This window comes from Dickeya lacustris (genome assembly GCF_029635795.1).
Lineage (GTDB): Bacteria > Pseudomonadota > Gammaproteobacteria > Enterobacterales > Enterobacteriaceae > Dickeya > Dickeya lacustris.
The window spans coordinates 3,117,620-3,129,803 of the sequence record NZ_CP114280.1; the positions used below are offsets into that span (position 1 = coordinate 3,117,620).

Consider the following 12,184-nt stretch of genomic DNA (forward strand, 5'->3'; position numbering starts at 1 on the left):
AGGAAATATGTCTGATCTTAATCGTCAGCGGCTATTTTTTACCAGCTGCTTCTCGTATGCGTTGACGGGTGCGCTGGTTATTGTCACCGGCATGGTGATGGGCGATATCGCACAGTATTTCAACGTCCCGATTGCGGATATGAGTAATACCTTTACGTTTCTTAACACCGGTATTTTGTTATCTATTTTCCTGAACGTCTGGCTGATGGACGTGTTTGCGCTGAAAAAACAGCTGATCTTCGGCTTTATTCTGATTGTGCTCTCCGTTATCGGGCTGTTTGTCGGAAAATCGCTGGCGGTGTTCTCGGCCTGCATGTTTGTGCTTGGCGTGGTCAGCGGTATTACCATGTCGATAGGGACATTCCTGATAACCCAGCTCTACGTTGGCCGCCAGCGCGGTGCTCGCCTGCTGTTTACCGACTCTTTTTTCAGCATGGCCGGGACTATTTTCCCGATTGTCGCCGCCGCACTGCTGTCGCGTCATTTCGGTTGGTACTGGATTTATGCGTGCATTGGCCTGCTCTATGTCGTGATTCTGGTATTGACGCTGTGGTCTGATTTTCCTGAAATCGGCGCAAAAAAAGCGGATGTACAACAGAATGTGGTGCAGGAAAAGTGGGGAACGGGGGTGCTGTTCCTGTCGGTGGCGGCATTGTGCTACATCCTCGGCCAGTTAGCCTTTATTCAGTGGGTGCCGGAATATGTCACCAAAACCTTCAATATGAATATTGGTGATGCAGGGGCGCTGGTCAGTAGCTTCTGGACGTCTTACATGATTGGCATGTGGGTGTTTAGCGTGGTGCTGAAATTCTTTGATTTGCAGCGTGTGGTTACGGTGCTGGCGCTGCTGGCGACCGGGGCGATGTACCTGTTTGTCAGCGCCGGGCAACCGGATTTGCTGAAATATTTCATTTTTGGCCTGGGTTTTATTTCCAGCGCGATTTACACCACCCTGATTACGCTGGGTTCACAGCAAACAAAGGTGCCGTCTCCGAAACTGGTGAATTTTATTCTGACCTGCGGCACGGTGGGCACCATGTTGACCTTTATTGTGACGGGCCCCATCGTTCAACACCTTGGCGTTCATGCCGCGTTAGTTACCGCTAACGGGTTGTATTTTGTCGTGTTTGTGATGTGTCTGTTGCTGGGGCTGGTGACTCGCCATCGTCTGCATGGCCATGAAAGCGCCACGCATTAATTCGCTGATGGCCGCAGGCCTTTCTGCGGAGGATTCATCGCTATATTTGACAAGCGGCGCACTTCGGTGCGCCGCTTGTTGTTCCATGTGCAATCAAGCCGTTTTTCATGTACATTTGGCAGTATCCTTTCTTTGCCGTTTTGAGCTAACGTATTGATTAATATGTTTTATGTTCGAAAGGTGATTGTTCAATCCGATCTGGAGTAAAGCATGTCCTCTCGTAAAGAACTTGCCAATGCTATCCGTGCGTTGAGTATGGATGGCGTGCAGAAGGCCAAATCCGGTCATCCTGGCGCACCAATGGGTATGGCGGATATCGCGGAAGTATTATGGCGCGACCATCTGAACCATAACCCGGCTAACCCAAACTGGGCCAACCGCGACCGCTTTGTGCTGTCGAATGGTCATGCATCGATGCTGATTTACAGCCTGCTGCACCTGACCGGTTATGACCTGCCGATTGACGAGCTGAAAAATTTCCGCCAGTTGCACTCCAAAACGCCGGGCCACCCGGAAGTGGGCTACACTGCGGGCGTGGAAACCACCACCGGCCCGCTTGGGCAGGGCATTGCCAATGCGGTCGGTATGGCGATTGCCGAGCGTACGCTGGCCGCGCAGTTTAACCGCCCGGGCCATGACATCGTTGACCATCACACCTACGTTTTCCTAGGTGATGGCTGCATGATGGAGGGGATTTCTCATGAAGCGTGTTCACTGGCAGGCACCCTGAAGCTGGGTAAACTGATCGCGTTTTATGATGATAACGGCATCTCCATCGACGGCCATATCGAAGGGTGGTTCACCGATGATACGGCGGCGCGTTTTGAATCTTACGGCTGGCATGTGGTGCGTGGCGTTGATGGCCACGATGCGGCGTCGATTCAACGTGCTATCGAAGAAGCGAAAAGTGTAAGCGATAAGCCGTCACTGCTGTTGTGTAAAACCACCATTGGCTTCGGTTCACCGAATAAAGCGGGCACGCATGACTCCCACGGTGCGCCGTTGGGCGATGCTGAAGTGGCCGCCACGCGTGAACAGTTGGGCTGGAAATACGGCCCGTTTGACATCCCGGCTGATATCTATGCCGCCTGGGATGCCCGCGAAGCAGGGCAGAGCAAAGAAGCGGCCTGGCAGCAGGCGTTTAACGCTTACGCCAGCGCTTATCCAGAGCTTGCCGCTGAGTTCAGCCGTCGCGTGAGCGGCGAATTGCCGATTAACTGGCAGGAAGAATCCACTCAGTTCATCGAGCAGCTACAGGCCAATCCGGCCAAAATCGCCAGCCGTAAAGCTTCGCAGAATGCGCTGGAAGCCTATGGCAAATTGCTGCCGGAGTTCCTGGGTGGGTCTGCTGACCTTGCACCGAGCAACCTGACGATTTGGTCTGGTTCCAAAGCCGTGAATGAAGATGCCGCAGGCAACTACATTCACTACGGTGTCCGTGAATTTGGCATGACGGCGATTGCCAACGGTATCTCGCTGCACGGTGGTTTTGTTCCTTATACCGCGACGTTCCTGATGTTCGTTGAATATGCCCGTAATGCGGTGCGTATGGCGGCGCTGATGAAAGTGCGCAGTATCTATGTTTACACCCATGACTCGATTGGTCTTGGCGAAGATGGCCCGACCCATCAACCGGTTGAGCAACTGGCAAGCCTGCGCGTCACGCCGAACATGAGCACCTGGCGTCCGGCGGATCAGGTAGAAACCGCCGTAGCCTGGAAATATGCCATTGAACGTAAAGACGGCCCGACGGCGCTGATTCTCTCTCGTCAGAATCTGGCACAGCAGGATCGTAGCGCGCAGCAACTGGCGGATGTGGCGAAAGGGGCCTACGTGCTCAAAGACAGCGACGGCCAGCCGCAGCTGATTCTTATTGCTACCGGTTCTGAAGTGGAACTGGCGGTGGCTGCCTGGCAGCAACTGACGGCTGACGGCATTAAGGCTCGTGTGGTGTCTATGCCGTCTACCGATGCGTTTGATAAACAGGATAAAGCTTACCGTGAGGCGGTGTTGCCTGCGGCGGTCAGTGCGCGTGTTGCCATTGAGGCCGGTATTGCTGATTACTGGTACAAATACGTTGGCCTGAATGGCGCGATTGTCGGTATGGAAGGCTTTGGCGAATCCGCACCGGCGGAAAAACTGTTTGAAATCTTTGGTTTCACCACCGATAACGTGGTGGCAAAAGCCAAAGCATTGCTGAAATAAATCCAGCACGGGTTTGAACCTTCATCAGGCCGGGATCTCCCGGCCTTTTTATTGCCCTTATCGCGTGTCCTTAGTCGCGATAGTCAGCATCTGTATGCATTACGCACGGCAAAGTGTGCGGTAATTTTTTGACGCTGATCACCCTTCTCACATCCACGCTGCGGCCATATTTCTTTTACTGTGCAATTCGTTTATTCTAGCTGAAGCGTTTCAGTTGTTGGTGTGACAGCATTCAGCGTGTCGTTTCAGTGGTGTTTGGCCCGGCATAAAAGTACGTGTAATAAGCGGTTTATTCCTGACGATGGACTGATTATTCTATGATGCGCGGTGTCTTTATCACTACACAGGGAATTTCATGACGATCCGTATTGCGATAAACGGTTTTGGTCGTATTGGTCGCAGCGTGCTGCGTGCTTTGTATGAATCCGGGCGGCGCGCCGAAATCACGGTGGTGGCGATTAATGAACTGGCCAATGCCGAAGGGATTGCCCATCTGCTCAAGTACGATAGCAGCCACGGTCGTTTTTCGTGGGATGTGCGCCAGGAGTGCGATCGCCTGTCTGTCGGTGATGACACCATCCGTTTATTGCATGAGCCAGACATTCACGGCTTGCCGTGGCGCGAGCTCGGGGTGGATATCGTATTGGACTGTAGTGGCGTGTATGGCAGCCGCGCTGAGGGTGAGGCTCATTTGGCCGCTGGGGCGAAGAAGGTGTTATTCTCCCATCCGGGCGCGCCGGAGTTGGATGCCACTATCGTCTATGGCGTTAACCATCTCGACCTGCTCCCTGCCCATCGCCTGGTGTCGAACGCCTCCTGCACCACCAACTGTATTATTCCGATTATTAAACTGCTGGACGATGCGTATGGCATCGAGAGCGGTACTGTGACGACGATCCATGCGTCGATGAACGATCAGCCGGTGATCGATGCGTATCATCATGATCTTCGGCGCACACGCGCCGCCAGTCAGTCGATCATTCCGGTGGATACCAAGCTTGCTGTGGGGATCACCCGTTTTTTTCCGAAATTCGAGGACAGGTTTGAAGCGATTTCGGTGCGAGTGCCCACGATTAACGTCACGGCGATTGATTTGAGCGTCAGTGTGAAAAATGCGGTAAACGTAAGTGAAATCAATACGCTTTTTCGCCAGTCAGCGCAGAATACATTTCGTGGTATAGTTGACTATACCGATTTGCCGCTGGTTTCCGTGGATTTCAATCACGATCCGCACAGTGCGATTGTCGATGGAACACAAACCCGGGTCAGCGGCGGGCATCTGATCAAAACGCTGGTCTGGTGTGATAATGAATGGGGCTTTGCCAACCGCATGTTGGATACAACTCGGGCAATGGCAGCCTGCGGTTTCTGATAGTCGGCGGCAGGTAACTGTCGCCTCACTCAAGCAACTTTAAAGAGAATCAACAAGAGGGTTCACCATGGCTGTAATTAAGATGACCGACTTGGATCTGGCTGGTAAACGCGTGCTGATCCGTGCGGATCTGAACGTGCCGGTTAAAGATGGCAAAGTGACGTCTGATGCGCGTATCCGCGCTTCCCTGCCGACCATTGAAATCGCCCTGAAACAGGGTGCCCGTGTGATGGTCACGTCTCATCTGGGTCGCCCGACGGAAGGCGAATACAACGAAGAGTTTTCTCTGTTGCCCGTGGTGAACTACCTGAAAGAGCGTCTGTCTTCGCCGGTTCGTCTGGCTAAAGATTACCTGGACGGCGTTGAGGTCGCGGAAGGCGAACTGGTTGTGCTGGAAAACGTGCGCTTTAACAAAGGCGAGAAGAAAGACGATGAAGTGTTGTCTAAAAAATATGCCGCACTGTGCGACGTATTTGTGATGGACGCATTCGGCACGGCTCACCGCGCGCAGGCTTCTACTCACGGTGTGGGTAAATTCGCGCCGATCGCCTGTGCCGGCCCGCTGTTGTCTGACGAGCTGGAAGCGTTGGGCAAAGCATTGGGCAACCCGGCTCGCCCGATGGTCGCCATCGTCGGTGGTTCAAAAGTATCTACAAAACTGACGGTGCTGGATTCTCTGTCTAAAATCGCTGATCAGCTGATTGTCGGTGGTGGTATCGCCAACACGTTTGTTGCCGCACAAGGCCACAACGTGGGCAAATCGCTGTATGAAGCTGAACTGATTCCTGAAGCGAAAAAACTGCTGGAAACCTGTGATATTCCGGTTCCGAGCGACGTGCGCGTAGCAACTGAGTTCTCTGAAACCGCACCGGCGACCCTGAAATCTGTCACTGCGATTAAAGATGACGAGCAGATTCTGGATCTGGGCGATGTCTCTGCAGAGCGTCTGGCTGACATCCTGAAAAATGCGAAAACCATTTTGTGGAATGGCCCGGTTGGCGTGTTTGAGTTCCCGAATTTCCGCAAAGGCACTGAAATCATTGCTCAAGCGATCGCTAACAGCGATGCGTTCTCTATCGCGGGCGGCGGTGACACACTGGCGGCAATCGACCTGTTCGGCATTGCCGACAAGATCTCCTATATTTCTACCGGCGGCGGCGCTTTCCTGGAGTTCGTGGAAGGTAAAAAACTGCCTGCTGTGGTGATGCTGGAAGAGCGCGCTCGTCAGTAACGACACGGCTGCAAACGTGGGTGATATAGATATCGCCCACGTACTGTTACCTGATGCATCGTCAGGTAGCAGGCGTCAGGCACCAATGACGCAACGCCGCACCTGTTAGCGCCATGCGCGACAGGCTGCGGTGGTTTTGCAGTGGTTGTTGTAACCGTCACCGCATGTGCAGTGGCTGTTACAACAATCATTGTTGCCGTGATAAGCATTGCCCCAGCGTCAATGATTGTCATGGTCTTCATGCATTGTAAGTAACAGACAGATCTCTAACCCTCCACGGCCAACGAAACAGGACACGTGACATGTCTAAAATCTTTGATTTCGTAAAACCTGGTGTCATCACTGGTGATGATGTTCAGAAAGTTTTCGCAGTTGCCAAAGAAAACCGCTTTGCACTGCCCGCTGTTAACTGCGTCGGTACTGACTCTGTTAACGCTGTCTTAGAAGCCGCAGCCAAAGTGCGCGCGCCGGTTATTGTTCAGTTCTCCAACGGCGGCGCTGTTTTTACCGCAGGTAAAGGCCTGAAAGCTGAAGGTCAGCAGGCGGCAATTCTGGGTGCGATTTCCGGTGCTCATCATGTCCACCAGATGGCTGAACACTATGGTGTGCCTGTTATTCTGCACACTGACCATTGCGCGAAAAAACTGTTGCCGTGGCTCGATGGCTTGCTGGATGCCGGTGAAAAACACTTTGCCGCGACCGGTAAACCGCTGTTCTCTTCTCACATGATCGACTTGTCTGAAGAGTCGCTGGAAGAGAATATCGAGATTTGCAGTAAGTATCTGGCACGTATGGCTAAACTTGGCATGACGCTGGAAATCGAACTGGGTTGCACCGGTGGTGAGGAAGATGGCGTAGACAACAGCCATCTGGATAACTCTGCGCTGTATACTCAGCCGGAAGACGTGGCGTACGCTTATGAAAAACTGAGCGCCATTAGCCCGCGTTTCACTATTGCCGCTTCTTTCGGCAACGTACACGGTGTTTACAAGCCGGGTAACGTACAACTGACGCCAAAAATTCTGCGCAACTCTCAGGAATATGTGTCTGAGAAATTCAACCTGCCGCACAACAGCCTGGACTTCGTATTCCACGGTGGTTCGGGTTCCTCTGCAGAAGAAATCGCCGAAGCCGTTAGCTACGGTGTGGTGAAAATGAACATCGATACCGATACCCAGTGGGCAACCTGGGAAGGTATCCTGAATTACTACAAGAAAAATGAAGGCTATCTGCAAGGTCAGTTGGGCAACCCGGAAGGTGACGACAACGCCGAACAAAAAATACTATGACCCGCGTGTCTGGCTGCGTGCCGGTCAGGCAAGCATGGTAGCCCGTCTGGAACAGGCGTTTAAAGAACTGAACGCTATCGACGTACTCTAAGTACCGACCAAATCATTATCGACCTGATAATTTGACTAAGGCTCCTGCGGGAGCCTTAATTTTATCTGCGTATCAAACAACCCAACGGGAGTGAATAATGGAAGAGTTGAATGTCACTGAAAGTATGGGCCGTTTACACACCTGGCTGGTAGATAACCAGCATGTGTTACTGCAATACGCGGTCAACATGATTGCGTCATTAATGATTTTGTTCGCTGGAATGGTGGCTGCTCGTGTGGTGGGCAACACGCTTAACCGCCTGATGACGGGGCGAGGCATTGATGCAACCGTCGCTGATTTTCTCTCGGCTCTGGTGCGTTATGGTGTCATTGCCTTTACTCTGATTGCCGCATTGAGCCGGGTTGGCGTGCAGACGGCATCAATTATTGGCCGTACTGGGTGCGGCGGGTTTGGCCGTCGGTTTAGCGCTACAAGGGTCATTATCTAACTTCGCTGCCGGTGTATTGCTGGTGGTGTTTCGGCCATTTCGCATTGGGGAGTTTGTCGATCTCGGCGGAATTAGCGGGACGGTTATCCAGATTCAGATTTTTTCTACCACGCTTCGCACGGCGGATGGGAAAATTATTGTAGTGCCAAATGGTAAAATTATCGCCGGTAATATTATCAACAGTTCCCGTGAGCCCGATCGACGCACTGAGATTGTCGTTAGCGTAGCCTATGATGCTGATATCGATGTGGTAAAAAAAGTGTTGGGTGATATCGTAGCGGCAGATAAGCGCATTCAGCATGAGAAAGATGTGATTATCCGGCTCAACGAAATGGGTGCCTCTTCGCTGAACTTTATTGTCAGAGTTTGGACAACAAACGGTGATGCGACGACGGTGTATTGGGATCTGCTGGAAAACTTTAAACGGGCGTTGGATCAACACCGTATCGGCATTCCTTATCCGCAAATGGATGTGCATTTACATCATGCCACCCCTTCTGCACAGTCCGGCTCATCGAATGCACCCACACGATAATGCGTGATTGATGTCCACCCTGTTGCACGTGCAGGGTGGTTTCTCCTGTTGCATCAAATAAAACGCTGTTTCATGATGTTTCATCAGTCTGAGTTGGATGTTCTGACTGATGCGATGAGAGGAAAATCAGACGTGATAAATGAACAGAGCAAGGATGAAGAGGGGAAAGCGGGAAAACCGCTGGGTAGTCAAAGTTTATTTCGTGGTTTGCAACTGATCGAAATTTTAAGCGATTACCCAAACGGGTGCCCGCTGGCACGGATTGCCGAGCTCGCTTGCATGAATAAAAGTACCGTTCACCGTTTATTACAGGGGCTGGCCGGATGTGGATATGTCACCCCTGCCCAGCAACCCGGCAGTTATCGCCTGACCACCAAATTTATTGCCGTGGGGCAAAAGGCGTTATCGTCACTCAATGTCCTGCATGTTGCGGCACCGCATCTGGAAGCGTTGAATTTGAACGTGGGGGAGACAGTAAATTTTTCAACCCGCGAAGATGACCATGCCATTTTGATTTATAAGCTGGAGCCGACGACAGGAATGATGCGCACGCGCGCGTATATCGGTCAGCATATGCCATTACACAGCTCTGCGATGGGGAAGATCTTCATGGCCTATGGCGCAGAAGATTATCCTGGCGAATATTGGCAAACCCATCATCATTTGATTCGCCCACTGACGGCAAACACCATCATTGAGCTCGACAGAATGGAGCAGGAACTGGCGGAGATTCGTCACCATGGCCTGGCGATGGATCGCGAAGAAAATGAGCTTGGGGTGTCTTGTGTTTCCGCTCCGGTGTTTGATATTCAGCAACGGGTGGCGTATGCCGTTTCTATTTCATTGTCGATGGCGCGTTTACAGCAAATCGGCATGGCTGCGTTGGTTACGCCTTTGCGTGAAACGGCACAGCATATCTCGCGTGAATTAGGGTTTATTCCTTCGCTTTGACGAGTCTATGCCGGGCGACGGCAGCATGCTGTTGCTACGATTCTGACCCTTTGGGGTAGGTATTCTCGGATATTTGCCTATATTGAGAATAGCCTGACTTGGTTAGGCTTTATCTCTCAACCAAATTCAAAGGGGATAACGTGAAGCTGAATGTTTGGGTACGAGCAGCCCTGATAGGGCTGGGGTTCGGCTGTGCATCCGCGCTGGCGGGCTATGAGTTACCTAACGGGCCGCATGTGGTGACGTCTGGCGCAGCCAGCGTTGAGGCGATGCCGGATATTGCGCGGCTGGCGATTGAAGTGAGTGTTTCGTCCAAGGAGGCTGCCGATGCGAAAAAACAGGTGGATGAGCGGGTTGCCCAATACTTCACCTTTCTGGACAAGAGCGGGATTGATAAAAAAGACATCAATGCCGCTAATTTACGCACGCAGCCTGAATATGACTATTTGAAGAATGGCAGCTCGGTGCTGAAAGGCTATCGCGCCGTGCGTCAGGTTGAAGTGACGGTGCGCCAACTGGATAAACTGAATGAATTGCTTGATGGCGCGTTAAAAACCGGCCTGAATGAAATCCATACGGTAGAACTCGGGGTTTCTCATCCAGAGGTGTATCGTGAACAGGCGCGGAAAAAAGCGATAGAGCAGGCAACGCAGCAGGCGCAATCGCTGGCTGCCGGGTTCAATACGGCTTTAGGGCCGATTTATAGCATTCGCTATCATGTTGCTAATTATCAGCCAACACCGGTTGCGCGTATGTTTAAAGCCGCAGACAGGGCTGCACCGGTAGAGGTTTCGCAAACCTATGAGCAACAGGCTATCCATTTCGATGATCAGGTTGATGTGGTATTTGAATTACAGCGCACGCCCTGATCGTGCGGACGGTGCCCCACTCGCGGGGCGCCAGCCTTAGGATTGACGCAGCACCTGACGCCCGTGACTGAGCAGCGCGTCCGTTACCTGTCGCATCATTCTGCTTTCCGGGGCGAAACGGTGCCAATACAGCATCCGGCGCTGGAATAACCCCGGCGTCAGGTCGATGAGCTCACCATTCGCGAGTTCTTTTTCGATTTGCAAATGTGGAATCATGCAACAGGTAGTGCCCTGACGTGCAAGTTGCACAAATGCCTCTGATGAATTGACGATATGGCAAGGAACACTGCCCGGCGGTAAGTCAAAATTCTGCTGTAAAAATGCCTGATGCATGTCGTCAAGGTGGTCGAACGCGACGGCTGGCGCGCGCAACAAGGCTGAACGCGTTACGCCGTTCGGGAAATAGCGGTTGGCAAAATCCGGTGAGGCGACGAACAGGTAGTCGAGCGCGCCCAGTTTATCAACCAGACAACTCGGTAACGGCTGTGGCTGAATACTCACCGCACCGACCACTTCGCCACGGCGCAGGCGTTCCTGAGTGCGGGTTTCATCTTCAACCTGTAAATTCAGTCGGATAGGCGAATCGACCAGTACCGGCTGTAGCGCAGGTAGCAGCCAGGTCGCGAGGCTGTCGGCGTTGACGGCCAGCGACAGCAACAGCGGCGTCTCACTGCTGTTTTCATTCCCCAGCCACTCTTCTTCCAGCAATTCCACTTGATGTAACAGCGCCAACAGTTTCTGGCCTTGCTCGGTCGGGCGTGGCGGAATGGTTCTTACCAACAGCGGCTGGCCGAACAGGTTCTCCAGCTGTTTTATACGCTGAGAGACGGCGGACTGAGTAATACAAAGTTTTTGTGCCGCGCGTTCAAAGCCGCGCTCACGGATCACGGCGTCCAGCGCCTGAAGCGTGCGATAGTCCGGGCGTTTCATGGAGATGAGTATTCCTTTGCGTAAAAACCATTTTGGCAATATGCCACATTTTTGTGAGGCATCGCCGAAAAAATCACATCATTTGGCGTATTTATACCTAAATACCGCTTACCGCCAGCGACAAAAGCCCCCTTTTACCGCAGCCATGTTTTATAACTACGCACACGTTTTCGTCGCTATTTTCCCACAGGCATAAACACACTATGACGCAGGATGAACTGAAAAAAGCCGTTGGCTGGGCTGCACTCGATTTTGTTCGCCCCGGCACTATTGTTGGCGTTGGTACGGGGTCTACCGCCGCGCATTTTATTGACGCGCTGGGTTCTATCAAACATCAAATCGAGGGGGCGGTTTCCAGCTCGGATGCCTCTACCGCGAAACTAAAAAGCCTGGGTATTCCGGTTTTTGACTGTAACGATGTGGATGTGCTGGATGTCTACGTTGATGGCGCAGATGAGATAAACCCTCAGATGCAGATGATTAAGGGCGGTGGCGCTGCATTAACGCGTGAAAAAATTGTTGCCTCGATAGCCCGCCAGTTTATCTGCATTGTGGACGCTTCCAAGCAAGTCGAGGTATTGGGGCGTTTCCCATTACCGGTAGAGGTGATTCCCATGGCGCGTGCGTCTGTTGCTCGCGAGTTGACAATACTCGGTGGACGGCCCGTTTATCGCGAAGGGGTGTTGACCGATAACGGCAATATTATTCTGGATGTCCATGATATGGATTTGTCGCATGCTGCTGCAATGGAAGACCGAATTAACGGCATTGCGGGGGTTGTTACCGTCGGGTTGTTTGCAAATCGCGGCGCTGATGTGGCGCTGGTTGGAACGGCTGATGGCGTGAAAACCGTCCGACTGAAGTCACGCGCAGGTTAATCTCGTCACAGCCCGTGACGCACACCCATCCGGCCGCTGAACACAGCCGCCGGATTTTTTTATCTAAAAAATCTGGCTTTTCATAACGGCTCAATTTTGGTACTTAATATTAGCTTTTCTTATTTCGTATCATTCCTGTGTGGTTCACTGAAGGGTTGGCAGTATTTTTTGCCGTGAAACGGTTACT

The 12,184-nt window shown here is 52.3% G+C and carries 8 protein-coding genes and 2 pseudogenes; 9 read left to right on the top strand and 1 reads right to left on the bottom strand.

Translation table 11 applies throughout. The features are described from left to right. The first annotated feature begins 7 nt into the window (after positions 1–7). The 8 genes and pseudogenes from tsgA (at position 8) to O1Q98_RS14225 (ending at position 10,189) form a co-directional block, all read left to right on the top strand. Entirely contained in the window at positions 8–1,198 is a 1,191-nt protein-coding gene (gene tsgA, locus O1Q98_RS14190; protein ID WP_125260737.1) for an MFS transporter TsgA, read from the top strand. 210 nt (positions 1,199–1,408) lie between these two features. Beyond that, positions 1,409–3,403 (top strand): transketolase, encoded by a 1,995-nt coding sequence (gene tkt / locus O1Q98_RS14195; RefSeq protein ID WP_125260736.1) that lies wholly within the window; start codon positions 1,409–1,411, stop codon positions 3,401–3,403. Between the two features lie 355 nt (positions 3,404–3,758). After that, entirely contained in the window at positions 3,759–4,775 is a 1,017-nt protein-coding gene (gene epd, locus O1Q98_RS14200) for an erythrose-4-phosphate dehydrogenase (protein WP_125260735.1), read from the top strand. 67 nt (positions 4,776–4,842) lie between these two features. Continuing rightward, entirely contained in the window at positions 4,843–6,006 is a 1,164-nt protein-coding gene (pgk, locus tag O1Q98_RS14205) for a phosphoglycerate kinase (RefSeq protein WP_125260734.1), read from the top strand. Positions 6,007–6,308: 302 nt separating this feature from the next. Further along, positions 6,309–7,386 (top strand): annotated as a pseudogene (fbaA, locus tag O1Q98_RS14210) (class II fructose-bisphosphate aldolase). A 97-nt stretch (positions 7,387–7,483) separates the two neighbouring features. Then, positions 7,484–8,369: pseudogene (mscS, locus tag O1Q98_RS14215) on the top strand (small-conductance mechanosensitive channel MscS). Positions 8,370–8,483: 114 nt separating this feature from the next. Further along, positions 8,484–9,320, top strand: a complete 837-nt coding sequence (locus O1Q98_RS14220; RefSeq protein WP_125260822.1) for an IclR family transcriptional regulator — start codon at positions 8,484–8,486, stop codon at positions 9,318–9,320. A 140-nt stretch (positions 9,321–9,460) separates the two neighbouring features. Beyond that, on the top strand, positions 9,461–10,189 hold the full coding sequence (locus O1Q98_RS14225) for an oxidative stress defense protein (protein WP_125260731.1): 729 nt from the start codon (positions 9,461–9,463) through the stop codon (positions 10,187–10,189). 36 nt (positions 10,190–10,225) lie between these two features. Here O1Q98_RS14225 and O1Q98_RS14230 read toward each other — a convergent pair whose 3' ends face one another. Further along, complete coding sequence (locus tag O1Q98_RS14230; RefSeq protein ID WP_125260730.1) at positions 10,226–11,119, bottom strand: LysR family transcriptional regulator ArgP; 894 nt, start codon at positions 11,117–11,119, stop codon at positions 10,226–10,228. Positions 11,120–11,322: 203 nt separating this feature from the next. On the opposite strand from O1Q98_RS14230, the gene rpiA reads away from it, so the two are divergent. After that, the gene (gene rpiA, locus O1Q98_RS14235; RefSeq protein WP_125260729.1) at positions 11,323–11,997 is read left to right on the top strand and encodes a ribose-5-phosphate isomerase RpiA; all 675 of its coding nucleotides are present in this window, start codon (positions 11,323–11,325) and stop codon (positions 11,995–11,997) included. Positions 11,998–12,184: the final 187 nt, after the last annotated feature.

Bases quoted from the DNA above. Each gene is read 5' to 3' on its own strand.
- tsgA (WP_125260737.1), top strand. From the start codon at position 8: ATGTCTGATCTTAATCGTCAGCGGCTATTTTTTACCAGCTGCTTCTCG.
- rpiA (WP_125260729.1), top strand. From the start codon at position 11,323: ATGACGCAGGATGAACTGAAAAAAGCCGTTGGCTGGGCTGCACTCGAT.
- tkt (WP_125260736.1), top strand. From the start codon at position 1,409: ATGTCCTCTCGTAAAGAACTTGCCAATGCTATCCGTGCGTTGAGTATG.
- epd (WP_125260735.1), top strand. From the start codon at position 3,759: ATGACGATCCGTATTGCGATAAACGGTTTTGGTCGTATTGGTCGCAGC.
- O1Q98_RS14230 (WP_125260730.1), bottom strand. From the start codon at position 11,119: ATGAAACGCCCGGACTATCGCACGCTTCAGGCGCTGGACGCCGTGATC.
- pgk (WP_125260734.1), top strand. From the start codon at position 4,843: ATGGCTGTAATTAAGATGACCGACTTGGATCTGGCTGGTAAACGCGTG.
- O1Q98_RS14220 (WP_125260822.1), top strand. From the start codon at position 8,484: ATGAGAGGAAAATCAGACGTGATAAATGAACAGAGCAAGGATGAAGAG.